The organism is Luteolibacter sp. Populi (genome assembly GCF_040801775.1).
Classification (GTDB): Bacteria; Verrucomicrobiota; Verrucomicrobiia; order Verrucomicrobiales; family Akkermansiaceae; genus Haloferula.
On the sequence record NZ_CP161812.1, the window covers coordinates 3,461,630 to 3,488,035 of the forward strand.

The 26,406-nt window shown below is 63.0% G+C and carries 24 protein-coding genes; 13 read left to right on the forward strand and 11 right to left on the reverse strand.

The genetic code is table 11. The features are described from left to right. Nucleotides 1-6: 6 nt before the first annotated feature. The 5 genes from ABWK72_RS14080 to rnhA form a co-directional block, all read right to left on the reverse strand. Entirely contained in the window at nucleotides 7-1,497 is a 1,491-nt protein-coding gene (locus ABWK72_RS14080; RefSeq protein WP_367870207.1) for a sugar ABC transporter ATP-binding protein, read from the reverse strand. A gap of 65 nt (nucleotides 1,498-1,562) precedes the next feature. Further along, on the reverse strand, nucleotides 1,563-2,531 hold the full coding sequence (locus ABWK72_RS14085) for a substrate-binding domain-containing protein (protein ID WP_367870208.1): 969 nt from the start codon (nucleotides 2,529-2,531) through the stop codon (nucleotides 1,563-1,565). Between the two features lie 249 nt (nucleotides 2,532-2,780). Beyond that, nucleotides 2,781-3,323 (reverse strand): hypothetical protein, encoded by a 543-nt coding sequence (locus ABWK72_RS14090; RefSeq protein WP_367870209.1) that lies wholly within the window; start codon nucleotides 3,321-3,323, stop codon nucleotides 2,781-2,783. Further along, nucleotides 3,299-4,069, reverse strand: a complete 771-nt coding sequence (locus tag ABWK72_RS14095) for a hypothetical protein (protein ID WP_367870210.1) — start codon at nucleotides 4,067-4,069, stop codon at nucleotides 3,299-3,301. The genes ABWK72_RS14090 and ABWK72_RS14095 overlap by 25 nt, the downstream gene beginning before the upstream one ends. A gap of 294 nt (nucleotides 4,070-4,363) precedes the next feature. Then, nucleotides 4,364-4,828 carry a ribonuclease HI gene (gene rnhA, locus ABWK72_RS14100; protein WP_367870211.1) on the reverse strand — a complete coding sequence of 155 codons (465 nt, stop codon included), beginning with the start codon at nucleotides 4,826-4,828 and terminating at the stop codon, nucleotides 4,364-4,366. Nucleotides 4,829-4,917: 89 nt separating this feature from the next. Between rnhA and ABWK72_RS14105 the strand changes: the two genes are divergently transcribed. Next, nucleotides 4,918-6,240 carry a NupC/NupG family nucleoside CNT transporter gene (locus tag ABWK72_RS14105; protein ID WP_367870212.1) on the forward strand — a complete coding sequence of 441 codons (1,323 nt, stop codon included), beginning with the start codon at nucleotides 4,918-4,920 and terminating at the stop codon, nucleotides 6,238-6,240. Nucleotides 6,241-6,309: 69 nt separating this feature from the next. Continuing rightward, complete coding sequence (locus ABWK72_RS14110; protein ID WP_367870213.1) at nucleotides 6,310-7,962, forward strand: ATP-binding protein; 1,653 nt, start codon at nucleotides 6,310-6,312, stop codon at nucleotides 7,960-7,962. Nucleotides 7,963-7,969: 7 nt separating this feature from the next. On the opposite strand, the gene ABWK72_RS14115 is transcribed toward ABWK72_RS14110, so the two are convergent. Further along, nucleotides 7,970-8,335 carry a globin domain-containing protein gene (locus ABWK72_RS14115; RefSeq protein ID WP_367870214.1) on the reverse strand — a complete coding sequence of 122 codons (366 nt, stop codon included), beginning with the start codon at nucleotides 8,333-8,335 and terminating at the stop codon, nucleotides 7,970-7,972. 165 nt (nucleotides 8,336-8,500) lie between these two features. Here ABWK72_RS14115 and ABWK72_RS14120 point away from each other — a divergent pair, with 165 nt between their 5' ends. The 3 genes from ABWK72_RS14120 to ABWK72_RS14130 all read left to right on the forward strand — a co-directional run bounded on the left by ABWK72_RS14120 (nucleotide 8,501) and on the right by ABWK72_RS14130 (nucleotide 13,257). After that, nucleotides 8,501-9,145 (forward strand): response regulator, encoded by a 645-nt coding sequence (locus ABWK72_RS14120; RefSeq protein ID WP_367870215.1) that lies wholly within the window; start codon nucleotides 8,501-8,503, stop codon nucleotides 9,143-9,145. A 117-nt stretch (nucleotides 9,146-9,262) separates the two neighbouring features. Next, on the forward strand, nucleotides 9,263-12,565 hold the full coding sequence (locus ABWK72_RS14125; RefSeq protein WP_367870216.1) for a hypothetical protein: 3,303 nt from the start codon (nucleotides 9,263-9,265) through the stop codon (nucleotides 12,563-12,565). Continuing rightward, nucleotides 12,562-13,257 (forward strand): DUF4956 domain-containing protein, encoded by a 696-nt coding sequence (locus tag ABWK72_RS14130; RefSeq protein WP_367870217.1) that lies wholly within the window; start codon nucleotides 12,562-12,564, stop codon nucleotides 13,255-13,257. The genes ABWK72_RS14125 and ABWK72_RS14130 overlap by 4 nt, the downstream gene beginning before the upstream one ends. A 17-nt stretch (nucleotides 13,258-13,274) precedes the next feature. On the opposite strand, the gene kbl is transcribed toward ABWK72_RS14130, so the two are convergent. The 3 genes from kbl to ABWK72_RS14145 form a co-directional block, all read right to left on the reverse strand. Beyond that, the gene (kbl, locus tag ABWK72_RS14135) at nucleotides 13,275-14,471 is read right to left on the reverse strand and encodes a glycine C-acetyltransferase (protein ID WP_367870218.1); all 1,197 of its coding nucleotides are present in this window, start codon (nucleotides 14,469-14,471) and stop codon (nucleotides 13,275-13,277) included. Between the two features lie 126 nt (nucleotides 14,472-14,597). After that, on the reverse strand, nucleotides 14,598-15,707 hold the full coding sequence (locus tag ABWK72_RS14140; protein WP_367870219.1) for a glycoside hydrolase family 76 protein: 1,110 nt from the start codon (nucleotides 15,705-15,707) through the stop codon (nucleotides 14,598-14,600). 69 nt (nucleotides 15,708-15,776) lie between these two features. Next, the gene (locus ABWK72_RS14145; RefSeq protein WP_367870220.1) at nucleotides 15,777-16,502 is read right to left on the reverse strand and encodes a hypothetical protein; all 726 of its coding nucleotides are present in this window, start codon (nucleotides 16,500-16,502) and stop codon (nucleotides 15,777-15,779) included. 163 nt (nucleotides 16,503-16,665) lie between these two features. On the opposite strand from ABWK72_RS14145, the gene ABWK72_RS14150 reads away from it, so the two are divergent. The 3 genes from ABWK72_RS14150 (at nucleotide 16,666) to ABWK72_RS14160 (ending at nucleotide 19,557) form a co-directional block, all read left to right on the forward strand. Next, the gene (locus ABWK72_RS14150) at nucleotides 16,666-17,541 is read left to right on the forward strand and encodes a hypothetical protein (RefSeq protein ID WP_367870221.1); all 876 of its coding nucleotides are present in this window, start codon (nucleotides 16,666-16,668) and stop codon (nucleotides 17,539-17,541) included. Between the two features lie 212 nt (nucleotides 17,542-17,753). After that, nucleotides 17,754-18,551 carry an indole-3-glycerol phosphate synthase TrpC gene (gene trpC / locus ABWK72_RS14155; protein WP_367870222.1) on the forward strand — a complete coding sequence of 266 codons (798 nt, stop codon included), beginning with the start codon at nucleotides 17,754-17,756 and terminating at the stop codon, nucleotides 18,549-18,551. Between the two features lie 274 nt (nucleotides 18,552-18,825). Further along, nucleotides 18,826-19,557, forward strand: a complete 732-nt coding sequence (locus ABWK72_RS14160; RefSeq protein ID WP_367870223.1) for a hypothetical protein — start codon at nucleotides 18,826-18,828, stop codon at nucleotides 19,555-19,557. 28 nt (nucleotides 19,558-19,585) lie between these two features. On the opposite strand, the gene ABWK72_RS14165 is transcribed toward ABWK72_RS14160, so the two are convergent. Next, entirely contained in the window at nucleotides 19,586-21,154 is a 1,569-nt protein-coding gene (locus ABWK72_RS14165) for an RNA polymerase sigma factor (protein WP_367870224.1), read from the reverse strand. A 157-nt stretch (nucleotides 21,155-21,311) separates the two neighbouring features. On the opposite strand from ABWK72_RS14165, the gene trpE reads away from it, so the two are divergent. The 4 genes from trpE to ABWK72_RS14185 are packed head-to-tail and all read left to right on the forward strand — an operon-like array spanning nucleotide 21,312 to nucleotide 24,129. Then, a complete protein-coding gene (gene trpE / locus ABWK72_RS14170; RefSeq protein ID WP_367870225.1) occupies nucleotides 21,312-22,826 on the forward strand; it encodes an anthranilate synthase component I in 1,515 nt (504 codons plus the stop codon). 6 nt (nucleotides 22,827-22,832) lie between these two features. Further along, nucleotides 22,833-23,396, forward strand: coding sequence for an aminodeoxychorismate/anthranilate synthase component II (locus tag ABWK72_RS14175; protein ID WP_367870226.1), 564 nt, complete (start codon nucleotides 22,833-22,835; stop codon nucleotides 23,394-23,396). 20 nt (nucleotides 23,397-23,416) lie between these two features. Beyond that, nucleotides 23,417-23,689 carry an antitoxin gene (locus ABWK72_RS14180; protein WP_367870227.1) on the forward strand — a complete coding sequence of 91 codons (273 nt, stop codon included), beginning with the start codon at nucleotides 23,417-23,419 and terminating at the stop codon, nucleotides 23,687-23,689. Continuing rightward, nucleotides 23,686-24,129, forward strand: a complete 444-nt coding sequence (locus tag ABWK72_RS14185) for a VapC toxin family PIN domain ribonuclease (RefSeq protein ID WP_367870228.1) — start codon at nucleotides 23,686-23,688, stop codon at nucleotides 24,127-24,129. The genes ABWK72_RS14180 and ABWK72_RS14185 overlap by 4 nt, the downstream gene beginning before the upstream one ends. A 140-nt stretch (nucleotides 24,130-24,269) precedes the next feature. Here ABWK72_RS14185 and ABWK72_RS14190 read toward each other — a convergent pair whose 3' ends face one another. Beyond that, the gene (locus tag ABWK72_RS14190; protein WP_367870229.1) at nucleotides 24,270-24,872 is read right to left on the reverse strand and encodes a CGNR zinc finger domain-containing protein; all 603 of its coding nucleotides are present in this window, start codon (nucleotides 24,870-24,872) and stop codon (nucleotides 24,270-24,272) included. Nucleotides 24,873-24,984: 112 nt separating this feature from the next. Here ABWK72_RS14190 and ABWK72_RS14195 point away from each other — a divergent pair, with 112 nt between their 5' ends. Beyond that, complete coding sequence (locus ABWK72_RS14195; RefSeq protein WP_367870230.1) at nucleotides 24,985-25,911, forward strand: alpha/beta fold hydrolase; 927 nt, start codon at nucleotides 24,985-24,987, stop codon at nucleotides 25,909-25,911. The last annotated feature ends 495 nt before the right edge of the window (nucleotides 25,912-26,406 follow it).

The following is a 26,406-nucleotide window of genomic DNA, read 5'->3' on the forward strand; positions in this document are numbered from 1 at the left end:
AGAGGTTCAAGGAAGGTCGGCGGCCTTGCCGGTGGCGACGAGCATCACGTCGTGCGGCGTGAGCTTTTCCACCGGGACCGCGCGCGTGAGCTTGCCTTGGCTCATCACGGCGATCCGGTCGCAGACGCCGAAGAGTTCGGGCAAATAGCTGGAGATGATCAGGACCGCGCGCGGGCGTTGCGGGTCGGTCACCACTTCGTTGATCGCTTCGTAAATCCGCGCCTTCGCGGCGATGTCGATGCCGCGGGTCGGCTCGTCTAACAGGAGCACGTCGACGTCGTATTCCAGCAAGCGCGCGAAGGCGGCCTTCTGTTGGTTACCGCCGGACAAGGCGCCGATCTCTTGGCCCGGGCCTTGGCACTTGATGCCGAGCCGTTCGATCCAGCGGGCGGTCGCGGTTTTTTGTTTTGCGGGTGAGAGGACGCCTGCATTGCCGAAGCGTTCGAGGCAGGGAAGGGTCACGTTGTCGGCGATGGAGAGATTGAGCGCGAGGCCTTCGTCCTTGCGGTTCTCGCTGAGCATGCCGATGCGCTGCTTCCAGCGCTGCCGGGGATTGGAAGCGCTTGCGCTCGCGCCGCCGACCTTCACGGTGCCGCCTTTGACCGCATCGAGGCCGAAGAGCGCGCGCAGGAATTCCGTGCGGCCCGAGCCGACAAGACCGGCGATGCCTACCACCTCGCCGCGGCGCAGGGTCAGGCTGGCGTCCACCGGTTTCTTCACGCCGGCCAGGCTGGAGATCTCCAGCAGGGTCTCGCCCGGGGAGCGTTTGCTGCGGGGATAGAGGTCGTCCACATCGCGGCCCACCATCATCGACACGATTTCTTCTGGCGCGGTTGTGGCGACCTCGCGGGTGCCGACTACCGAGCCATCGCGAAGCACGGTCAGGCGCGAGGCGAGGCGCTTCACTTCTTCCAAGAAGTGCGAGATGTAGATGATGGAGATCCCCTGCCCTTTGAGGCGGTCGATGAGCTGGAAGAGCCGTTCGATGTCTTTTTGCGCGAGCGAGGAGGTCGGCTCGTCGAATACTAACAGCTTGCAACCCATCGCCAGCGAGCGACCGATTTCGACCAGCTGCTGGGCGGAGACGGACAGGTTACCCGCTTTCACATCGGGCCGGATGTCCGGGTGATCGAAATGTGCCAGCGCCTCCAGCGCTCGCGCGCGCATCGCCTTGCGATCCACGAAGGGGCCCTTCCGCGGCTCCATGCCGAGCACGATGTTTTCTTCCACCGTGAGATGCGGTGCGACCGATAGCTCCTGATAGATCATCCCCACCCCGCGCGACCGCGCGTCCAGCGGATGACGCGGCTGATAGGGCTGGCCGTCGAAGAGCATCTCGCCCTCGTCCGGCGCGTGGGCACCGGAGAGGACTTTCATCAAGGTGCTCTTGCCCGCGCCATTTTCACCGACCAGCGCATGCACCTCCCCGGGCAACACCTCCAGATCGACCCGGCCGAGCGCGACCGTCGGGCCGAAGGCCTTGCGGATGCCCCGCATTACCAAACGTGGAGGAAGCAAAGACATAGTTCACTGATCACCGCTCACTGATCACTTGGCACTTTTCAAGGGATCTGCGTCTTGATCAGCGCGGAGATTTTCGGGTCCTCCAGATTCGCCTGGGTGATCAGGGTCGCGCCGGTATCCACCATCGCTTCGACCTTCTCGCCCCTGATCTTCGCCACGGCGCTCTTCACGCCGAGATAGCCCATGTTGACCGGGTCCTGCAGCACGCTGCCGCTCATCTCGCCCTTCTTGAGTGCGTCGATGAAAGTGGCATCGCAGTCGAAGCCGACGAACTTCGGCTTGCCCGCGAGGCCCTTGCCGCGCAGGGCCTGGAGCATCCCGTAGGTGCTGGTCTGGTTGCTGGTGAAGATGCCCTGCACCGACAGCCCGTCGCCAGAGGCGAGCCGGGTCAACAGGTTGGTCGCGGTATCCTGGGCCTGGCTGGCGGTGGCACCGGCGTATTGCTCGGAGCTGACCACCTCGATCTCGGGGAACTTCTTGATCTCGTCGAGGAAGCCTTCCTCCCGCTGCTCGGTCGAGGCACTGCCCTGGGCGTAGCGCATCACGGCGACCTTGCCTTTTCCGCCCATACTTTCGGCAAGGGCTTTCGCGGCGATGCGGCCGCCCTGGCGGTTGTCGGTGGCCACGTAGCTGGAGATGAAGCCGTCGCTATCGGCCAGCGAGGAATCGATGATCACCACCGGCTTCTTCGCGGAGACCTCCTTGACCACGTCGCGCAGCGCCACCGCGTCGAGGGGCGCGAGGACGATCGCGTCGTTCTGCAGTGCTTGGTTCTTCACCAGATCGATCTGCTGCGAACGGTCGTCTTCCTTCTGCGGCCCGATGAAAGTCACCTTCACGCCGAGTTCTTTCGCGGCCTTCTCCGCGCCCGCTTCCACGGACTTCCAGAAGATATGCGTGGTGCCCTTCGGGATCACGGCGATGCGGGTTTGGCCGGGGGTCGCGGATTTATTACAGCCGGCCAGAAGCGCGGCCACGGCGAGAACGAGGATCGGAGTGGATTTCATCTTGGGTTGTGGACTTGGACGATCGGGATCTAGCGGCTGGGTTTGGGAAGTCACCCTACGGACGCTTCCCGCACAAACTCTCCCCGCTTCAGGTCTTCCCGTAAAGCGGCCCGTATGTCGCGCAGGCGCAAAGTCGCCGAATCGATCCGTGTCTTGTCCCCGTTCTGGGGACACCCGCCCTTGAACTTCCCGCGCCGGCGGCCCGAACTACCTATCGGAAGAAGACGCTGCCAAGATCGGCGAGTGCCTTCACCGGTCCGCTTCCCGGAGCGGCATGCCGGTGGCATCGATCAGGGTCGGAGTCGTCAGCACCACCGTGCGCGAGCCATCCGGCCGGGTCTCGATCGCCACGCGGGTGCCGCCCTCGCGGATGAAGCCGGAGCCATCGATCTCCTGCTTTTCGACAGCGGCTCTCAACGAGACCGGATCGAGTCCACCCGTCGTATTGGAGTAGTTGAGTTGGGCCTGCTGGCCGAGGCCGAGCGGTTCGGGAGAGAGCTTGATCACCCTGCCCAGATTGTGGGTTTCGAAGTTCGGGCCGGCCTCATCGGTCGGCACAATCAGTTCCCGGATCATCTCGATGGTCGTCGCTTCCCCGCTGCGCGCGGTCACCGACGGCATCGCCACCAGCTCCACGCCCGCGCGGCCGTTCACATCGGCGAGCAAGAACTGCAGCGCCGCGTGGTCGAGGGTCCCTGCCTCCGGAGGAGGCCAATCCGTGCTTGGAGCCAGCTCGAGGATGGACATCTCCAGCTTGTGGTTGGGACTCAGACTGGAGAAGGCATCGGCCATCCCGGAGATGGCAAGCTCGTCCGCAGCTCTGCTGGATTCGAATTCCAGCTTCCCCCTGTCAAAGTGAGTTGCGTGGAAGCGGCGAGGTCGATGCCGCAGTCCTCCAAGACACGGCGAATGTCATTGGCGGCGCGGACCTTGACGGGGTCGGAGTCGACATCGAAGGGCAAATCCGAGCCGGAGACATTGGCATCCTTTAGCAGCGAGATCAGGTCCGGCCGGACCAGCAGGGTCTTCGTCACGCGCTTGCCGCTGTCTTGTGGCGCTTCAAAATGATAGGTCGCGCCGTCCCGCTTCACCTTCAACCCTGCCGCGGCGGCCAGAAAGCGCACCGAACTGTCGAGTGTCCGCAGGCCGAGCTTGATCCGCAGGGGCTTCCCATGTCCCGGCGGCACGTCAAAAGCCAACTGCAGCGGGACTTCTCCCGTCTGTCCGCAGACCTCGACGTAGGCCGCCTGCAATTTGTCCAAAGCCGCTGCCAGGTTCAGCCCGGTCACATCCACCTCGGGGAGGAAGAAGTCCTTAAAGCGGTGTGGGCCGTGGGTCGGCAGGGGCGCTGGATCCTTGCGATTGCCTGACTTGCCCGGCAGGGACGAGTCGGTTGCGACGCTGGCCTCATCCCCGCTGCCGGGGTGATGTGTGGATGCGGAAGCCTTGCCATGATCGGCTTGCCCGCCGCGGTTCTGCCGCCACGCGAAGATGACGATAAGTAGCAGAATCCCGGCGATCACGATCCGTTTCTTCATGCTCGCCATCGTCGGAAGATCATGTCGCTTGGCAAGCAGGGACTGGGCTTTGATGACTCCAGGCAAAGCCCCACTCAAGAGGCGATGGAAGGCACTGCCCCGCAGAAGCAGCCTGAAGCTTACCGGGCACGGATGGGACCGGTATGGAAAGCGCCGTCACTTGACTACCCACCTTTTCGTGAGAGGCGCGGCAAGGGACCGCTCTGCGGGCCGGTGGCTCCGCGCTCCCAGCGGCAGAGCCGTCCGTGAGGCGTCACCGGAATGTGGATAAGGGCAGTGTAGCGCCGATCGCGCCTAAGCCTCAAAACCCGCATCCGCGGGCAGGTCCCGGCCTGTCGCAGCCTTTACGGCCAGAACATCGCAGCGCTCGTTCTCCTTGTGTCCGGCGTGGCCGCGCAGCCATTTCCAGTTGACCTTATGCGTGTCCGCAGCCGCGGACAGGCGCAGCCAGAGATCGACGTTCTTGACCGGCTGGTTGGCGGCGGTGCGCCAGCCCTTGGCCTTCCAGCCCTTGATCCAGTTCTTGGTCATCGCGTCGATGACGTAGCGTGAATCCGACAGCAATTCGACTTCGCAGGGCTCCTTCAGGGTCTCCAGCGCGACGATGGTGGCCATCAACTCCATCCGGTTGTTGGTGGTGTGCGCGAAGCCCTTGGACAGTTCCAGCCTGTGCTTGCCGCAGACCATTACCGCTCCGTAGCCGCCCGGTCCGGGATTTCCCCGGCACGCGCCGTCAGTATGGATTGTCACACGCCTCATTCTCCGCGGCGGAGGGAAGCGGCGGCGCGCGGGCGAGTCGAGGATTTCATCCGTTCTTGGCGACTCCCCGTGGATTTGCGAGAAACCCGATGCTCCCGGCCCGTTCCCTGCTGTCCCGCCTCCTCCCGATGCTATTTGACATCCTTCGCGCCGTCCTCGGCCTCACTATCCTGATCGGCGCAGGAGTCCTCTTCTCGGAAAACCGGCGGGCGATCGACTGGCGATTGGTCGGCGGCGGGCTGTTCCTCCAAATCCTCCTGGCCCTGCTCTTTCTGGTCGTTCCCGGCGGCAATTGGATCTTCGACCAACTGGCCGCGTTCTTCGTGTGGGTCACGGATTTCTCAAAAGAGGGTGCCAAGTTCGTGTTCGGGGAACTGGCCGACGGCGGGACCATGGGCCGTGTCATCGGTCCGGGCCAGGGCTTCGTTTTCGCGTTCCAGGTCCTGCCCACCATCATCTTTTTCTCCGCTCTCTGCTCCCTGCTCTATTACGTCGGCATTCTGCAAAAGGTGGTCTGGGCCTTCGCCTGGGTGAGCAAGAAATTCATGAAGCTGTCCGGTGCGGAGTCGCTCGCCGCCGCGGCTGAGATCTTCCTCGGTCAGACCGAGTTGCCGCTGATGATCAAGCCGTATATCGACCGCATGAACCGCAGCGAAATCTTCGCGCTCATGACCGGCGGCATGGCGACGATCGCCGGCGGGGTGCTGGTGGCCTACATCGGTTTCCTGGGCGGTGACAACGAGGCCGAGAAAATCGCCTTCGCGAAGTTCCTGCTCTGCGCCTCCTTCATGGCCGCACCGGCATCCCTGGTGGTGGCCAAGCTTCTCATCCCCCAGACCGAGCCGATCGACGACTCACTGCATGTCCCGAAGGACAAGCTCGGGGCCAATATGTTGGACGCGCTGGCAAACGGCACTTCGGAGGGCCTGAAGCTCGCCGCAAACGTCGGTGCCATGCTCATTGCCTTCGTCGCATTCGCGGCCCTGCTCAACGGCTGCCTGACCTGGATGGGTGGCAAGTTCGGCCATCCCGAACTCTCCCTGAATGTGCTGCTCGGCTATGCCTTCGCGCCGGTAGCATGGATCATCGGCGTCGACTCCGCGGATAGCTCGAAGGTCGGAGCCCTGATCGGCACCAAACTGGTTTTCACCGAATTCATCGCCTACCGGGATCTCGGGGTCTTGAAGGCCGCCGGTGCGCTCACGCCCAAGACGATCTACATCGCCACCTTCGCGCTTTGCGGCTTCGCCAACTTCGCCTCGATCGGGATCCAGCTCGGCGGGACCGGCAGCATCGCCCCCGGCCAGCGGCCGACGATTGCGGCGCTCGGCTTCAAGGCGGTGCTCGGCGGAACGATGGCCACGCTGATGACCGCCACCCTGGCCGGCGCGCTGTACCAGTGGGCCACCTGACAGGGATTCCGCGTTTTCGGATTCTCACGGGGCGGTCGGCGCGCTACCGAGTCGCCCGCAGCATTCTTCATGAGCGTCGATCCCACCGAGACCGCGCGACCGGCCAGCGAGCAATTGGACTCACTGATCGAGCGGATCGGCGTGGTGCCGCTGGAGGAAATCCTGCGCGACCTCCTGCACCACAGCGCCACCGCCTTGAAAGTGGAGCGGGTCGGCTACTGGAGCATGGAATCCGGCGGCCGCGCGATCTGCCGCGAGCTGCAATTCCATCTTTCCGAAGACCGCTACGACCACGAGAAGCTGCAGCTCGAATCCGCGGATTTTCCTTTCTACTTCAAGGCCCTCCATCACGGCTCGAATCTGGTGGTTTCCGACGACGCGATGGGCGACCCGCGCCTGGCCGAGTTCCGCGACTCCTACTTCGCCCCGCTCGGCATCAAGGCGATGCTTGATGCGCCGGTGCACCGCCATGGCCGCCTCTTCGGCGTGGTTTGTCACGAGCACGTGGGCGAGATGCGCCAATGGACGGCGACGGAGGTGGACTTCGCCCGCTACGTCGCGCAATGGGTGGCGCTCGCGGTCGAGATCGACGGCCGCCAGCGCGCGGAGATCGCCCTGCGCGAAAGCGAAGCCCGCTACCGCATGGTGCTCGAGCACACGCCGACTGCCATTGTCGTGCTCGACATGGAGAATAACGGGCGCTTCCTCGAAGCAAACGAGAGTGCCGTGAAGTTCTACGGAGTCAGCCGCGAGACCTTGCTTTCCGGCGGCCCGGTCGACTTCAGCCCGGAATTCCAGCCCGACGGCCGGACCAGCATCGAATCCGCCTGGGAGAAAATCTCGCGGGCGATGGAGGGGGAGGAACCCTTTTTCGATTGGATGCATCTCCGTGGCGACGGCAGCAAAGTCCCCTGCACCGTCCACCTGGCCCGGATGCCGGGACGGAAAAACCCGCGGGTGATCGCCGCGGTCACGGACAAGACCGAACAACTGCGAACGGAGGAAACCATGCGCCGCGCTCTGGAAAACGAGCGCGAACTGAGCGAACTCCGCTCGCGCTTCACGGCGATCGTTTCCCACGAATTCCGGACCCCGCTCGGGGTGATCATGTCCGCCGTCGAGCTGTTGCGGAACTACCACGACCGTCTGGATGCGGCGCGGCGCGGCGAGCTTTTCGAGGACATCCATACCGCCACCAGCCGGATGGGCGACCTGATGGAGCAGGTGCTCGTCCTGGGCGGCGCGGACGCCGGCAAGCTGGCCTACACGCCCGAGCCGATCGACCTTGAGGCGATCTGCGCCAAGCTGATCGACGAATCGCTTTCCGCCACCGTGCGGAAATGTCCGGTGGAAGTGTCGATCGAGTCCGATCTGGAAGGTGCGATCGGTAGCGAATCCCTGCTCCGCCACATTTTCTCCAATCTGCTATCGAATGCGGCGAAGTATTCCCCGGCGGGCAGCCCGGTGGAGTTCAGGGTCCGGCGGGAAGCGAAGGATGCGATCTTCACCGTGCGCGACCGCGGGATCGGCATCCCGGCTGAGGATCAGCCGAAAATGTTCGAGGCCTTCCACCGTGCGCGGAATGTGGCGGGCGTCGCCGGCAGCGGACTGGGCCTGCTGATCACGAAACGCTGCGTGGAGCTGCACGGCGGCAGCATCGGCTTCGAGTCGGAGGACGGGGCCGGGACCCGCTTCACGGTGCGCTTGCCGATTTTCGGGTAAACCGCCCTCAAGCGGCGCTTGAAAAGGTCGCATGGGCGGCACCATTGAGCATCGTAGCCGCGATCAAATGGTAAAGCGCCACCCAGGCTTGGCGGGTTTCCAGGGTGAAATCCCCGCCGAGGCTCTTTTCGAGCATCGTGGTCAGCGCCGCACCCACGGTGGCGTAGTGCCGCGGCCGGACGCCGTATTCCGAATACCGGGCACCCAGATCGTGGAGCGTGTCTTCCAGTTCGTCCGGCTGGTCGAGCAGGTCCAAGGCACCCCGCAGCATTTTCATAAGTTTCATCGCCTGCAGCTCGATGTCGGTCTTGAAGAGCGGGCGCAGGCCGGAGTCCAAAGTGAAGAGCTGCTGGTAAAACAAGGGGGCAGCCAAGTCGGCTTTCTGCTCGAGGAGGCGGAAAGACTTGCGAAGCCGATGGATTTGTTCTGCGGTCATCACGGTTACAGCAGAGCAGAACGGCGGGAAACACGCACTCCGACTTTGGTCGGATAGTTCACTTTTGCCAAGTTGCAGCCGCCGCCTATCCACCCCCAGGTCATGAAGAGGATCCTCGTCATCGAAGACCAACCCCAGATGCTCCGCAATCTGGCGATGATGCTCGGCTTCGAAGGTTACGAGGTGCACACCGCTGCCGATGGCCGGGTCGGCGCGGAACTGGCGATCGCCAATCCGCCCGATCTGGTGATCTGCGACGTGATGATGCCCGAACTCGACGGCCACGGCGTGATCCAGACGCTGCGGGCCAATCCTGCCACCGCCACCGTCCCCTTCATTTTCCTGACCGCCCGCAGCGACCGCGAGGATGTCCGCACCGGGATGAACTCCGGCGCGGACGACTATCTGGTGAAGCCGGTGCCCCGCCAGGAGCTCCTCGCCGCGGTGGAAGCACGCCTGGCGCGCTCGGAGGCCGTGGCCGCCCGGGTGATGGCCGCCGCCGGCTTCCATCCCGACTTCTCTTCCCACGAACCCTTGATCTCCCTGGGCCTAACCAATCGCGAGGCGGAGGTGCTGCTGTGGGTCTCGCAAGGGAAAAGCAACGCGGACGTCGGCTCGATTCTCGGCATGAGCGAGAAGACGGCGAAGCAGCACCTCGGCAGCATTTTCTCCAAGTTGGGCGTGGAGAACCGCAACGCCGCCGCGATGCAGGCGGTGGAGGTGTTGGGCAGGCCGAAAAGCGTTTAGAACGCGCTGCCCGAATTTTCGCATTTCCCGATTCCGCGGCTCGCGTAACGTTTTCGTAACGTTCGCCCCGCAGGCTCGTATCTCACCGGCCTGCTTGCCCGGCACCCCGCACCCCGCATGAAAACCCTTATCGCCCTTGTATCCGGCGCGCTTTTGGCCTTGGCGTCCCCGGCTGGCGCAATCCTGCGCCTCAATGAAGTCCATTCCAATCCGCCGGGCAATGACGTGGTCGGGACCAACAACTACGAGTATATCGAGATCATCAGCAGCACCGGCGGGGTGGAAAGCTGCAATTCCTGGCAGATCCTACTGCTCGACAACGATAGCAACGATATCGGCCGGATAGACGGGTTCTGGAGCCTTAACGGCATGTCCACCGGGACCAACGGGCTGCTGCTGCTCGGCGTGAACTACGGCGCGACCAACGGCGGTCCTTGGGCCGGCCAAGTCGCCCCCGGCACCGCCTTCGGCAGCATCAACATCCCCCCGGGGAAGGACGGCCTGATCGAGCCGAACCGCGCTTATACGATCCTACTGTCCCAGAACTATACCCTGCCATCAGGACCGAACGCAGGAATCGGGAAAACCGACCTCTGCTCTACCCTTGAGACCAACCTCAACCTAGGTTTCAGGCAAAACAACCTTCGGGATTCCGTGGGTTTGAACGAATACCGCTTCAGCAACAATAGCAACGGCGACCACGCACCGCCCACGGCCGTCGCGAACTTGAGCCAGATCAACTACTCGCCTGGCAATGTCTCGCGGCTGGTGGGTAACACGGGGATCAACAACGCCGGAGTTTGGTTCGGCGGGACGATCGCCGGCACAAGCGGGACTTCGGTGGCCTTCGAAACCAACCAGCGTTTCGGCACCCAGCCGAATCCGGTAGCCACTCCCGGCGCACCGAACACGCCGCCGACCATCGCCGATATCCGCATCAACGAGGTCGGCATCGACCCGCCGGGGCCGGATGACAACCGCGAGTTCGTCGAACTCATCAAGGTCGGCGGCGAGTCCACCACCGGCCAAGGCTATCACCTGCTGGTCATCAATACGGATGCCGGCAGCGACGTGACTTGCGGCACGGACCGTTCGCTGGGCGTGATCGTCGAGGCATGGAACCTCGGTCAGGTCCAGTTCGGCAGCAACGGCCTGGCCCTGATCGGCCAGGATTACGACGACGGGTTCTCCCCATGGCGCGACTACGCCGCAGCGGCGACCGTGATGTCAGATATCGGGAACAGCATCGACGCCGACGGGATCAAGCTCGGCAACGATGATATCGGCAACGAGATCCACACCCGTGTGGCGGGAGTCTGCGAGCTCGATCGCACCAACAACGGCTTCACCCTGCTACTGGTGAAGGGCTTCAGCGGGGCCGCACTCCAGGATCTCGACCTGAACGACGACGGCATCCTGGACGCGACGCCATGGACCGAGATCACCGATAGCGTGGGGTACGATGGCAGCGGCGGGACCTACGCTCCCGCCGACCTGACCCAAGCCGGCTACCTCCCCGACAACATTTCCCGCAAGGCGGGCGACACCACGCCCAACAGTGCCGCGGCCTTCTACGGTGCCCACCTCGGGGGCAGCAGCCCGTATAATCTCGGCTTCAGCACCCAGTTCTTCGGCGGCTTCCGCGGCCAGGCGACCCCCGGCCGCACGAATCTCTCCGCCGCGGCGGCGACCGCGCCGCTGCGAATCAGCGAGGTGAATTTCGACCCGCCTGCGGATGCGGCTGAATTCATCGAACTCGCCAGCAGTGGCGATGCGATCGCCCCGGCAGCGGGCTATTCCTTGCTGGTGGTCTCGACGGAGGCGGCCAACCGCGGCGAGCTGCTGCACTCCTACGACCTTTCCGGCTACTCGACCGGCCCGAACGGCCTGCTGCTTCTCGGTCAGAACTTCGCCACCAATATCGGCACCATCTTCCCGGCCGGCACGGTGCGGGCGGAAACGGCGCTGGAAAGCGGGCCGGCCGGCTTCGTCGCGGGCGATCTGCCGGATCAGGATTTCGCGGTTCTGCTCGCCACGGGCTTCAGCGGATCGCCAGGGATGGATCTTGATGCGAACGACGACGGCGCGATCGACGCCGGGATCGGCTTCACCATCGTCGATGGCGTATCGCTCGGCACCCTCACCCATCCTGCGGTCACCGATCTCTTCCCGGGCTCTCCGCCTGACAACATCTCGCGCATCGGCGGCAGCGGGCCGGTCTGGTATGGCGGCACGATTTCCAGCGGCTTGGCCTTCAATGCATCCGGCGGCTACGGTCCGTGGATCGGAAGCGTGACTCCGGGTCAGGGCAATCACGCCGCAGCTCCGGCGGCGACCCCGATCCTCATCAACGAGGCGAACATCAACCCGCCGGGCAATGACCTGAACTACGACTACGTCGAGCTTCTCGCCACCTCGCTCAAGGCCCAGTCCACCAACGACCTGACCCTGATCACCATCGACACCAGCGCGGGAGACGACGGTCTCGGCAACGTCGGGGAAATCAGCCACATCTGGAATCTCGACTCCCTTGCCACCGGTCAGAATGGCCTGCTCCTGCTCGGCGATGGCTACACCTTGGGAAACCCGGTCCCACCCTTCACGGCCCTCAAGGCGGCCCTCACCGCCACCGGCGATCCCATCGGCATGGGGGCGGATGCCCTCTCGAGCAACTCGGGACTCGCGCTGCTCCTGGTCAAGGGCTTCACCGGCGAACTCGGCCAGGATCTCGACGCCACCAACGACCAGACCTTGGATTCGACGCCGTGGACGCAGGTGGTGGACGGCTTTGCCTTCGGCAATGCCACCTACGGGCTCCCCAATCTCAATCAAGCCACCTACAGCCCCGACAATCTCTCGCGCGGAAGCCGCACGACCGACTTCGTGGCCAAGAACGTCACTGCATGGTACGGCGGCGCGATCGTCGGGACTTTGAGCGATTCCACGGGCTTCGACGGTATCAAGCGTTTCGACAACACCGGCGCCACCGGCACTCCGGCGGCCACCCCCGGCTACCACAACCTGGGCGGCTTCCCGAATGACGAGGTGGACAACGATCTCGACGGCCAGGCCGACCTCCTGGAGTTCGCCCTCGGCACCAACCCGGCCCTCGCGAGTTCGATCAGTTATCCCGTGCCATCCCTTGTTTCCGTCGGCGGCCAGAATTATCCGGGCTACGCTTTCTCGCGGCGCAAGGGCGGGGTCGGCACCCCCGGCGATTACACCGCTTCCGGCGTGCGCTATTTGGTCCAGGTTTCTCCCGATCTCGCGACATGGGCCGCGGGTGGAGCCGAGATTCTCCAAGTCTCCGTGACCCCCAACCCGAATGGCATCACGGAAACCATCGTGGTCCGGCTCTCGACTCCGGCGGCAACTCCGAATAACAATCGCTTCCTCCGCCTGAAAACCACCCGCCAATGATTGCCTTCAGCTTCGCCGAATGGTTCGCCGCACCCGCGGCCAAGGACTTGGCCAACACCTCGCTCTCGGTGGTGGTCACCCTGGTGCTGGTGCTGGCCATCGCCTACCTCCACCGCTACACCGCGCGGGGAGCGGGTCACACCCAGGACTATTCGCACACCCTGGTCATCATCTCGATCGTCACGACCGTTTTGATCGCGGTGGTGAGCCGTAGGACGGGCCTCGGCGTGGCGATGTTCGCCGCGTTTTCCTTGATCCGCTTTCCTGCCAGCTTGGGGCGCTCGATGGACATGGCTTTCGTCTTCTTCGCGATCGCCGTCGCGATGGTTTCCGGCTCCGGGCATCACCTGCAGGCCGTCGGCGTCACCGTCATCGGGTGTGGCGTGATCTACGTGCTGCATCGCAGGAACGCCTTCGCGCCGGCTCATGCCAGCCACCTGCTGACCGTGAGCCTGCCTTCCGATGCCGATTTCCAGGCGGTCCTTTCGCCGGTCTTCGCGCAGCACGCAGCGAGCAGCAGCTTCCTCAACTCGATTCCCCAGGCCGGGAGCGACCGCGCCTTGATCCGCTACGGACTCGTCCTGAAGCCGGACACGCGCCTGCCCCACTTCATCGAGGCGCTCCACGGTGCCTGCGGGAACGAACGGGTCCTGCTGGTTCCGGCGGATAGCGCGTTTGATATCGAGAGGTAAAGGGAGGTTAGTGGCCCTCAAATCACGCCCAATTCCTTCCCTGTCTTCACGAAGGCCTCGATCCCCTTGTCGAGCTGCTCCCGGGTGTGCGCAGCGCTGATCTGAGTGCGGATCCGCGCCTTGCCTTGGGCGACGACCGGGAAGAAGAAGCCGATCGCATACACGCCGTGCTCAAGCAGCCGGTCGGCGAACTTCTGCGATAGCGCCGCATCACCGAGCATCACCGGTGAGATCGGGTGATCCTTGCCGGCGATGGTGAAGCCGGTGCCGGCCATCGCGTTGCGGAAATACTCCGTGTTCGCCTTCACCCGGTCCGCCAGTTCGGTGGACGCCTCCAGCATCTCGAAGACCTTCACCGAGGCGGCCACGATCGGCGGCGCGATGGTGTTCGAGAACAAGTACGGCCGCGAACGCTGGCGCAGCAGTTCGATGATCTCCTTCTTGCCTGAGGTGTAGCCGCCGGACGCGCCGCCCAGTGCCTTGCCCAGCGTGCCGGTGGTCAAATCGATCTTCCCGAAAAGCCCACAATGCTCGTGCGTCCCGCGGCCGCGTGCGCCGAGGAAGCCGGTGGCGTGGCAATCGTCGAAGTGCACCAGCGCGTTGTATTTGTCCGCCAGCGCGTGGACCTGATCGAGATCGCAAATAATCCCGTCCATCGAGAACACGCCGTCGGTCGTGATCAGCTTGAAGCGCGCGCCATCCGCATCCGCCGCCTTGAGCTGCGCCTCGAGGTCCGCCATGTCGTTGTTCGCGTAGCGGAAGCGCTTCGCCTTGCAGAGCCGCACGCCATCGATGATCGAGGCATGGTTCAGCGCGTCCGAAATCACGGCGTCCTCCGGCCCTAACAGGACCTCGAAGAGCCCGCCGTTTGCATCGAAGCAGCTCGGGTAAAGGATCGTGTCCTCGGTACCGAGGAACTGCGAGATCTTCTCCTCGAGCTGCTTGTGCAGCGTCTGCGTACCGCAGATGAAACGCACGCTGGCCATCCCGAAGCCCCAGCGATCCACCGCCGCCTTCGCCGCGGCCACCACTTCCGGATGATCGGCCAGGCCGAGGTAGTTGTTCGCGCACATGTTGATCACCTCGCGGCCGTCCTTGAGACGCACGGTGGAATTCTGCGTGGAATCGATCAGCCGCTCGCGCTTATAGAGTCCGGCGGATTCGATCTCGGAAAGCGTCGTGCGGAGGTGGGAGGCAAGCGCGTCGGAATACATGGCGGCGGCAGCTTGAACGCCGAATCCGCCGGACGGAATGCCGATTTCGCGCAAAGATTCTGCGGAAACCGCAGGCGGGGGGCGGCTTTGACCGAATCGATCGGATGCGGCAGTCGTTTCGGACAATCACTTCACTTTCATCTTATCCGACGCCTTCCAAAACTCTTTCCCCACCGGCGTCGAGTGATCGACCAAGAGCCAAAGCTCCCGCGCCAATGACGCCTCGGTGATCAGATCGTCTGCTGGCTTCTCCTTCCATTTCGCGTAGTGCGCCTCGGCATCGGAGATTGCCCGCTTCAGGTAGGCCTCCTGGCCGCTCGCACGGTAGAGTTCCAGATCCGCCTCCACCATCAGGTGCGACCACTTGAGCGGGTCGCGGTACATCTTCTTGTCCCGGTCCAGCATGCCCTCCGCAGCCTTCCCCATGCGGAGTGCCTCCTGAAGATAAAACTCGGTCCCGGTCCGCGCATGCATCGAGAGGAAATTCCGGAGCATCAGCCCCGAATTGTAGGTGAGCTGCCCTCCGTTAACCTTCCCGCTCGCCACGTCGATGTTGTCCCCGAACAGGCCGTTATCCCCCTGCAGCGTCTTGACCGTCCACACCACGATCTTCTCGCCCTCCGCATTCCATTTCGATGCCGCCGGCTCTTTCTCGAAACGCGCCAAACGAAAGCACCCGAGCGCTGCGGGTGCGTTCACGCAGGTGTTCTTGTCGCCGTCCTTGTGCTTCTCGTGCCACCAGATCCCCCCGCCCGCTTCCTCGTCCCAACCGCTGATCACGAACTCCAGCGTCTCCTCCGCGCGCTTCAGATACTTCGAGTCTTTCGTGACCTCGTAGGCCTCCAGGAAGGTCAGCACCATCCACGCGTTGTCATCGTAATACTTGTCACTGCCACCCTGGGTCCGTCCGGGTTCGTAGCCGGGAATTTTCACCTTCACGTCCCAATACGCATCCAGCGCCTCGAAGAAATTCCGCATCACCGGACGGAAGCGCTTGTCATGCCGCGAAGCCGCCACCAGCGACGAGAACATGACGCCATTGCCCCAGATCAGTTCCGGCTCCGTGCCGTCCGCCTTAGCCGAATAGAGATTCGACTTCCGGTCCCAGAAGCGATCTTGGATCGAGTCGGAGACCTCCATCGCCTTCGCGAGAAACGGCGATGTCTGCGCACGGATCGGCAGCGCCGAAAGCAGCACGACCAAGCCAGCGAGGAACCGATTGAGAAGCGTCTTCATTCAAGGAGGAGGTTGCGTCCGCGCCCCTTCTAGACATCGCATCCGGAAAACGCACTCCCAACTCTCGCCCTATTCCGGCAGCGGCGGCCCGGCTTCCGCGGCGAAGCTGGCAATGATGTCACGGAAGTCCCGCTCCGCCACGCTGCGGTGGGAAAAGACCGTCCACATCAGCAATTGATAGTACGTGCTGCGCGTTTCGATCACGACCTGCTCATAAGCCATCCGGTGACCCCCGCGCATGCCGCTAACGCTCCGGCGGATCGCCTTGTAGCCGCCCACTTCAATCGTCCGCGGCTCCGAGGCCTTGCTGTCCTCCAAGGCCTTCTTCAGCCCCTCCGCCACGAAGACCTCGTAGTCGCTCACGCTTGTCGGAAAACTTGCCCGGTCGGTCGAGAGCACCATCGCGTACTGCTCCTGTGACTTGTCCCCGGCGGCAATGATCGCTGCGGGGTGCAGTTCGGGCATCGCCGTCCACGATCCCGGAATCTTGATCGAAACCCTACCATCGGGGCTGGAAAGTTCCGACGGCAATTGCGCCAGGTTTTCCTCTTTCGCGGCTCCCGCCAGCGTCTCGGCCACCAAGGAAACCGCCCAAGTCAGGCATCCCAGCATCGCCAGACCCGAAATCGCCGCCGAGATCATCCAACCCCGCGTGCGCTGCCGCGACGCCTTCACCAGCGACACGACGAAAAACACCATCGCCCCGAAACTGAAGCCCAGCAGGACCACCACTCCCAGCAGGCGGCTGTATGCCTCTCCCGCCTCTGCGGATACCGCTGCCGCGATCAAATCCATTGCGGGCGGATTAGCCCTCTGCTCCCCGGGCCACAAGCCAAATGGTCCCGCAAGCGCTTCGCAAAATTCCGTGCTTGCCGGAATTAACTTTGTTACACAAAGTGCGTCCGATTTCCACCCGCTGCCGCCCCATCGCGCCCACAAACTTTGCACCACAAAGCCCATGTCTGCAAGCCTTTCCCCCCTGCGCTCCCAATGCCGCCGCGCCCTCGTTTCCGGACACGGCCCCGAAACCCGTGCGGCCTTGGACAGGCTCGAACTCCGCCTCAAGCGCGGCGCGCTCACGATCCTCGGTGCCTTGGCTCCCGATGCCGCCCTTTGCGAACTCTTCCGCCGCCGCGGCGTCCTCGAAGGCTCCGCCACGGAATACCGCGCGCCTACCCACACCGTCGTCGTCCCGCTCACGGGCCTGCCAAAGGCCTGCCTGCGCAAATGGCGGGAAAACGGCCACGACGTCCTCGACCTGACCCTGCCCGCCGTGAAGCGCGCCCAGACCTCCCTCGCCCTGCTGGCGCTGGAGCACTGCAAGCCGGTGGTGATCGGAAGCAAGGACGATGCCGAGGCCATCGTCATCGCCGGTGAAGCGCCTGGCACCGCGATCATCGAAGACGCCGACCAAGCTGCGGATCTGCCCTTCGCGCCGAAGTTCGGCCTCGTCTGCCAGACCACCATCTCCAAACGCCGCGCCCACGCGGTGGCCGAGGCCCTGCGCCAGTGCCACCCGGACAGCCGGATGGTTTTCCTCGATACGACCACACCCGCGACTTGGGAGCGCGAGCGGTCCGTGGACGGGCTCAGCCGCTGGGCGGAATCGATCATCGTCGCCGGAGACGCCGGGGAAGCCTCCGTGCGGACCTTGATCGAGACCGCCCGGCGGTTGGGCCTCGCCGCCCACGCCGTGCCGGACGCCGGGGCGCTTGATCCGGCACAATTCGCCGGGATCTCCCGCATCGGCCTCACCGCCGGCGAATTCTCCCCGGACGCCGTCCTCGACGGCATCGCGGCACGCCTCGAGACCGAACGAGGGGAGGTTTTGTGAACCGCGAATGGATGCGAATGGACGCGAATTTTTGAAGAGGATCAGAGACCGCGGCTAGGGGAAGCATCAGCCTCCCCATCACGGCAACTTCTTCCGCCTCATCCTTATTGGCGTCCATTCGCGTCCATTCGCGGTTTAAATCTCCAGATTCCGGCCAGACGCTTTCCGCTTCCCGACTACCGCATTCCGTGGTTCTTCCTCGCGCGCCCGCCATGCCTGCCATGTCCGATAAGCTCGCCGAGATCATCGCCACCAAGCACCAGGAGGTTGAAGCCCTGATGGCCCGCTCCGGCCACCTGCGCGCCGCCGCCTTGCAACGGAACGAATTCCGCGGCTTCCGCGCCGCTCTCGAGCTCGGCCCGGACCGCCTCGCCGTGATCGCGGAGGTCAAGAAGGCCTCGCCCTCGGTCGGCCTGATCGACCCGAACTTTGATCCCATCCGCCAGGCCAAGCGCTACCTCGACGGCGGGGCCTCCTGCCTCTCGATCCTGACCGACGAGAAGTATTTCCAAGGCTCTCTGAGCTACCTCAGCAAGATCTCCGAATTCTCCAATGCCCCCCTCCTCCGCAAGGATTTCATGGTCCACCCGGTCCAGATCCACGAAGCGATCATCGCCGGGGCCGACGCCATTCTCCTGATCGTCGCCGCCCTTGATGACGACACGCTCAAGCGCCTCTACGGCGAAGCCAAGGACTTCCAGCTCGATGTGCTGGTGGAGGTTCACAACCTCCCCGAGATGGACCGCGCGCTGGAGCTGGGTGCCGACCTCATCGGCATCAACAACCGCAATCTCAAGACCTTCGAGATCGACCTCGCCACCACCGAGCAACTGGCCGACGAAGTCTCCGACGACGTCATCCTCGTCGCCGAATCCGGTCTGAAGACCCTCGAAGACGTCCAGCGCGCCCTCGACGCCGGCGCGAACGCCGTCCTGATCGGCGAGACCCTCATGCGCGCCCACAATCCTGCCGAGGAGATCGAGGCCTACCTTAGCTTGCGGGCAAGCTAACCGGTAGGACAGCTCGCCCCCGGGGCGCGATCCCCGCCGGTTCGGTTCTCACGCCGGAGGGCTGGCGGAAGTATCCATCCCATGTGAGAGCATGAATGAATAGGCAGACCATTCCCGGTTTACCGGACTCCGGCCAATGCTCTCCGCGGGAGCCGCTACGATCGCCGTTATTCCAACAGTCCTACCAACATCCGCTACCCTCAAGACCGAGGACAACGGCAGAAGCCAGTTGCTGCGCTCCCCTAATCCGGCTTGAATCCGCGGGTAGAAAATCATGAATTGCCTGGTCCTATTCCTCATCTTGTTCTTCGCCATCTCCGGTTCCCATGCCGCGGAGAATCCATTCATTGCGGGAGGGGTGCCGGCCAGTGATCGCGAATGGATCGGGAAGGACTACGCTGCTACCTTCCAAGCGTTTGAGACCGGGACGGCACCTCTGCCCGTTCTCGAAGACCCCTTGGGAAAACGGGTGATTCAGCGGCTCACCAACGAGGAGAACTTCGGGCTCCATAAAAACAAGAACCTGCCCCTCGCTCAACGCCTCGGCGACTACCTGGAAATGCAGAAGAGCCTGGCTTCCATTTTCAAGCTCTACATCGCTCCAGCGGGCGAGGAGAAGAATCTCCATGCAGAACAGGCGGTATTGATGGGATTCAATTTGCGGGTCGCGGCACTCGGGGTGGATCTCGTGAATGAGTTCATTCCCACGATTCCGAAGGACGATAAGTATGAAATCCGGATGGAAGGGCTGAAGCAGATGTACGGAGGATTGACGACTTCCTTCTCAGGCGCGGAATCAGCCTTGGGTGAAACGAAGATCTTCTCGGAGAACGACTTCGCGGTGATCCTCGGCGCGATGCGTTCAACGCTCCCCACCTTGAAGCAAGCATTCACACCGGAGTACCAATTGGAACTGGAGAAGAAGCTCTCCGATCGCAAGGAGCATTCCAAAGGAGAGAGCCTGGCGGCCCTTGAAGAGATGATCAAAGTTCTCAAGAAGGACTAATCCCCGGAGGAGATCTCACGATGGCCGGCTACTTCCCTTCCCTTAACTTCTCCGGGTCCATGAGCCGCATCGCCTCGATCATCTTGCCCATGCCGGCCACATTGCCAGCCAGGCCATCCAGGTCCTTGCGTTCGAAGTTCGGAATCTCCGCAGCGTAGGCGGCGTTGGTGTCGTGGATCTCCTGATATTCCTTCCGCCGCTCCGGATCCAAATGCTCCGCGAAGATCTTGGCCGCCTCCGGTTGGCCCGCGAAGGGATCCTCCGCCTTGTAAACGTCCCTCGTGCCCACCATCCCGAAGAAATTCCATGCGCGGATGCTGCCGGCGCTCAGCGCCGCGGTCTGGCCGCGGATGACTTCCTTGTAGGTCTCTTCATCAATCTTGCCGCGGGACAAGGCATCCACGGCGAGAAAAACCTCGGCGAGGGCAGGGAGATTCCGTGGGACTTGTGCGGCCAGGTCCTGGATCTCCTTGCGGCGCTTTGCGAAGGCATCCGCCCGCATCCCCTCGATGAACTCGTCTTGTTCGGGGGTGAGTTCGAGTTCCGTGGAGAGCTTGTCGATCTCGCCTCCGAACTGGGCCTCAAACTGCTCCATGAACTTGTCCGTGGTCGCGATGTCGTGCACCAGAGCCGCACCTTGGCTGGCGAGCGCCTGGGCACGGCGGGCCTCGGCTTCACCGTACTTCGCGGCCAGCGCGGCGAACTGCCCGTCGAGTTCCTTTCGCGGCGTGCGGGCCGCACGCTCGTTCTCGGACTGAGCCACCTTGGGCAGAGCCGGGGTGGATGAAGTCTCCGGCACGCCGCTCTCCTTGGGATCGTCCGGGCGCTGGCTGATGTGGAGAGCCGTGGGAATCGCTGCGGCCAGCAGCAAGGCTCCGGCGATGGTGTATTTCTGGGCAGTGGTCATGAGGTAGATGAAACTTGTTAGGGAAACGGATGCGCCTGTCGTCGCCCCGGCAGCAGTGACCGACTTCAGAACCGCCGCGGCCATGGCGCGCGGCGGCGCGGCAACGGCCTGCGCGGGCAGGACCTGGGCGAGAATCGCAGCAGTGGTGGCGATCCCGCGGCGCGAGAAAGACTGCCGCATCTTTTCCAAAGCGCGGTTCAGGCGCATCCGCACGGCATCCTCCGTGGCTCCTGCCTGGGCCGAGAGTGTGGCGAAGGATTGGCCGAGGAAGAAGCGGCCCACCACCAGGCGGCGCTCGCTCTCCGGCAGGCGGTCGATCACTTCATCGAGAAGGTCCAGCGCTTCCTCGCTGAGCACCGGCCCATCGGCGGAAAGCTCCTGGGGCACTTGCTCCCGGGCCGCCCGGCTGCGTTCCGACCTCAGCAGATCGATGGCGCGGGTCCGGGTCGCGCGATGGAGCCAGGCGGCGAGCGGGATTCCCTTCATGAGTGCGGGCGGCTTCTGGACGAGTTTGAGGAAGACGTCCTGCCCGGCCTCCTCCGCGAGCTGTGGCTGCCGGGTGACCCGCAGCGCCACCGTATAGACCAGCGGCAGGTAGCGCTCCACCAGCAGCGCCAGCGCGCCCTGGTCGTTTCCCCGCAGGAAGCGATCGAGAAGCTGGTGGTCGTCGTGGGGTGCGGGCGGGCTCATGAGGCAGGGGCGGCAGACAGGAATCGCCTTCTTATTCAGGAATGCGGAGCGGTCCGGGCGAACCGAACAATCTTTTCCGAGAAAATCTCCAGGGCCGGGTAATTGTCCTTGGGCCGGAAGGAATGGCTCGGGGCTTGCGCCCGGGCGCTTCGCGGGCATGCTCCCGCGCGTTGTGAATCCCATTCCGGTCGAACCGTCGTTCGAAGAATTCGCGAAGCTGGCCACACGGGGCAATGTGATCCCCGTTTACACCCAGCTTGCCGCGGACTTCGAGACGCCGCTGTCGGCGTACCTCAAGGTGCGCGACGCGCGGCATTCCTTCCTGCTCGAGAGCGCTGAAAGCACGGAGAAGGGCGGACGATGGTCGATCATCGGCAGCGGCCCGCGGCGGGTGATCGAGGCGCGCGGCAAGGAGTTGACGATCTGCGAGGGGTCGCATGTTGAGAAGATCACCGTGGAAGACGACCTGCTGGCCGCCCTGGAGCGCCATATGGCGGACTACAAGCCGGTGCTGCACGGCAACCTGCCGCCCTTCTGCGGCGGCTTGGTCGGCTATCTTTCATACGATACGGTCCGCCAATTCGAGCCGACGGTGCCGCCTGCACCGAAGGACGAGCTGGGCATTCCCGATGCGGTTTTCCTGCTGGCGGATACGCTGGTGGTTTTCGATCAGCGGCTGCGGCGGCTGCAGATCATCGCGAATGCCTTTACGAGCGAGCACGCGACTTTGGAGGAGGCATATGGAGCGGCACAGGCGAAGGTGGCGGCGCTGGTGGAGATGCTCAACCGGCCCCTGCATGTGCCTGCTTTGAACGGGCTTGCGCCGGTCGAGCCGGAGCCGGCGGAGAGCAACACATCGCAGGCGGAATACGAGGAGATGGTGCGCAAGGGGAAGGAATACATCGCCGCGGGCGACGTGTTCCAATTCGTGCCGAGCCAGCGCTTCGCCGCGGATTTCCACCGCTCGCCGGTGGATCTCTACCGGGCCCTACGCCACGTGAATCCCTCGCCCTACATGTTCATCCTGGAGCTGGGGGATTTCTCCTTGGTGGGATCCTCGCCGGAAGTCCATGTCCGGTCGATCGCCGGGCGGATCGACATCCGGCCGATTGCCGGGACGCGGTGGAGGGGGAAGACGCCGGAGGAGGACGACGCTCTCGCTGCGGACCTTTTGGACGATCCCAAGGAGCGGGCGGAACACCTGATGCTGGTGGATCTGGCGCGCAACGACGTCGGACGGATCGCGGCGCACGGCAGTGTGAAGGTCGATGATTTTATGATCGTGGAGCGGTACAGCCACGTGATGCACATCGTGTCGAACGTGACCGGCGAATTGGACGCCACCCACAGCGCCTACGACGTGCTGCGGGCGACCTTCCCCGCCGGGACGGTCAGCGGCGCGCCGAAGATCCGGGCAATGCAGGTCATCAACGAGCTGGAGAAGAGCAAGCGCTGCGCCTACGCGGGTGCGGTGGGTTACTTCGGTTTCGATGGCGGCCACGATTCCTGCATCACGCTGAGGACCTGCTTGCTGAAGGACGGCAAGGCCTATGTGCAGGCCGGTGCCGGCGTGGTGGCGGATTCCGATCCGACCTACGAATACAATGAGACGGTGAACAAGGCGAAGGGCATGCTGCGTGCCATCGCACTCGCCAAAACCCTCGAAGGATAAGTCGCCATGTTGCTCATTATCGATAACTACGACTCCTTCACCTACAACCTCGTCCAGTACTTCGGCGAGTTGGGTGCGGAGATGAAGGTCGTGCGCAATGACGCGCTGACCGTGGCGGATGTGAAGGCCCTGAAGCCGGAGCGCATTTGCATTTCACCGGGGCCTTGCACACCGAACGAGGCGGGGATCTCTTGCGAGCTGATCCAGGAGTTGGGTGCCAGCACTCCGATCCTCGGGGTGTGCCTCGGGCACCAGTCGATCGGGCAGGTTTATGGCGGCGACGTCGTTCGTGCCGACCGGCTGATGCACGGCAAGACCTCGCCGATCCTGCACGAGGGCAAGAGCGTCTTCGCGGGGTTGCCGAGCCCCTTTGAGGCAACGCGCTACCACTCGCTGATCGTGAAGCGCGAGACCCTGCCGGATTGCCTGGAAATCACCGCTTGGACCGCCGAGGGTGAGATCATGGGGCTGAAGCACAAGCAGCACCCGGTGCACGGCGTGCAATTTCACCCGGAGTCGATTTTGACGCAGGACGGGAAGCGGATTTTGGAGAATTTCCTGGAGTATTGACATCAAATTGATGGAGCGCCATGATCTCCATCATGACAAAGACGCAGATCCAGCTTCCCGAGGAGCTGTTCGCGGAGATCCGGGAATTTGCGCGGCGCCGTGAGTGGTCGTTGGCGGAAACCTTTCGCCGCGGGGCTGAGCTGTTGCTAGAGGTCTATCCCCGCGAAGCGCCGTTGGCTTCCCAGCCATGGCAGGCCCCCATCTCCTCTACTGCCGGTTGGAAGGGCCTGAGTGCAGCGGAACTGAAGGAACTGGCCTTCGCCGACGAGAATCTTCCCCCGCAGGAATCGTGATCTCCATTGACGCCAACCTGCTGCTCTTCAGCTATAGCGAAGGCTCGCCCCATCATGAAGGTGCAAGGAATTTTCTCAACACGATGTCCACACGCGATGATGTCGCCTTGGGCGAATTCGTCCTGACCGAAGTCTATCTTCATCTTCGCAACCCGGCGGTATTGGTCCATCCGCTCGCTCCGCAGGATGCGGTCGCAGTCATTCAAAGCTACCGCCGACATCCGCGCTGGAAAATTCTGGGCTTCCCGCCGCTAAGCCGCGATATCCATGAGGAACTATGGAAGCTGGCATCCACCCCCGCTTTCCCGCGGCGACGGATATACGACCTCCGTATCGCCCTCAGCCTCCAGGCATTCGGTGTCACCGAGTTTGCCACTGCCAACGTGAAGGATTTTGAGAACAGTGGATTCGCGAGGGTTTGGAATCCCCTCGTTTCATGATCGTGGCGGGCGGTGGATGAAGTTAGAACCACCGACAACAGCCGGATGAAGGCGGGATGGTTTTGGATTTCGGACCAGGAAGGATAAGATGGATGGGATGGGAAAGGCAGTGGATTCGCATTCCCCAGCCATGCGCTTCTTTAGCCGTCCTTCTTCGCCTGGCGCTCGCGGAAGGCGGCGACCTTGTGGCGGTTGCCGCAGGCGGCGGCGCTGCACCACTGGCGGCGGTGGTTCTTGGTGGTGTCGTAGAAGAAGAGGACGCAGCCATGGCCGGCGCATTGGCGCAGGTAGTCGTGATTGCATTCGGTGAGGAATGCGGCGATCTGGCGGGCAAGGATGGCGAGTACCCGTTCGACTCCCCGGAGCCTTGAGTCGGCGCGGACGAGGGCCAGGGGTGTTTCTGCGGCTGGTGCCACTGCTTCGGTGAAATGGTCCTTTTCCAAGGCGGCATTGAGGGTCCGGAGGAAATCCTTGCTAATGGGCTTTGCCGCGAGGATGCCGGTGATCTGCTTGGTCCAGGCCGCGCGAAGGGCTAGCACGGCTGCCAGAGCGGTGTTGGCTTCCGCCTTGCTCACTTCGAGGGCCGGGCCTTCACCAAGATTCGCTTCCCCCAGCCACTTCAGGAGGTCCGGCCAGGAGCGCAATTGATCCGCCAGCTCGCCATGGGGGGCGTAAAGGGTGTTGGCGAAATCCAAGGCCGGGTGTTCCCCGAGAAAAACGAATTCCGCAGCGGCGTTGCTCACGGCTTGAAAGTAACCTTCAAAATTAGTTTTGACAAGTTTCTCCACCAAGCTCACTTGGTAACCGTCATTACGACATTTTGAAGGTTACTAAGAATATTACCGTTCCAATCCCATGAAAATCACATCCGTTCTCCTTGCCGGGGCGCTTGCTCTCCCGGTCTCCACAGCTGCCGCCGATCCTGCCATCCACTACAAGACCGTGGCCCTGTCCGAAGCCAAGATCTTCTACCGCGAGGCTGGGGATCCCGGGAAGCCGGTGATGCTGCTTCTTCACGGCTTCCCGACATCCAGCCACATGTTCCGGGATCTGATTCCCGAACTGTCCGGAGACTTTCACGTGATCGCGCCGGACCTTCCGGGCTTCGGTTTCTCCAGCGCGCCGGATCATGAGGCGTTCAAGTATACCTTCGACCACATGGCTCTCGTGATGGGCGACTTCGTGGAGAAGCTGAAGCTGGAGAAGTTTTCGATCTACATTTTTGACTATGGCGCGCCGGTCGGGCTGCGCCTGGCGCTGAAGTATCCGGACCGGATCAGCGGGATCGTGACGCAGAACGGGAATGCCTATGTGGAGGGCCTGTCCGAAGAGGGCTGGCAGCCGATCAGCACTTACTGGAAGAATCCTACGCAGGAGAACCGTGATGCCTTGCGCAAGATGCTAACGCTTGAAACCACCCGCTTTCAGTATGTCCATGGGGTGAAGGATGAGAGTCTGGTCGCGCCTGAGTCTTACACTCTGGATCAGACCTTGCTCGACCGGCCGCAGAGTGCGGAGATCCAGCTCGATCTCTTCGGGGACTATCAGAACAACGTGAAGCTTTATCCGAAGTTCCAAGAGTTCTTCCGGACGCGCAAGGTTCCGACCTTGGCGGTGTGGGGGAAGAACGATCCCTTTTTCCTTCCGCCGGGGGCGGAGGCTTACAAGAGGGATAACCCAGGGGCGAAGGTAGTCTTTTATGACACGGGTCACTTCGCGTTGGAGACACATGCGAAAGAGATCGGGGCGGAGATCCGGGGGTTCTTCGCGGGGCAGAAGTGAGCGCCGTGAATGCATTCGTGTGTCTTGGGTTCCCGGGTAGATTTGCTGTAGCGGAACCGGGAGAGTTCAACCGCAGATAACAGGCCTTCCCCGCAGAAGCGGTCTCGAGCGCACCGGATACGACGGGGCCTGCACGAAAGCGCCGTTGCTGACCGCTCATTTCCTTCCGTGATCAGCGCGTCAGGGACCATTCTGCGGGCCGGGTGGCTCCGCACCTCGACTTTCGCAAGTCTGACGTGCTTCGCACAAAATCCCGCTCAGGAGAAAAAGCGTCTCCCTGATACCAAAGAACAGCTCGACGCATATTTGATTGGGACGAAATGGAATCCCGACAATGCCGATCGCACACACGTCTTTAGAAAGGATCCGAAAACGAAACGACAGTTCTTTGAGGCAAAGGGATGGAGGCCTGCTTACGTCGTCACCGGTCGAAGAACAGTGGCAATCACTTGGTCGCAGAAAACTGTGGTCAATTGTGTTGTATCTGAGGACTGC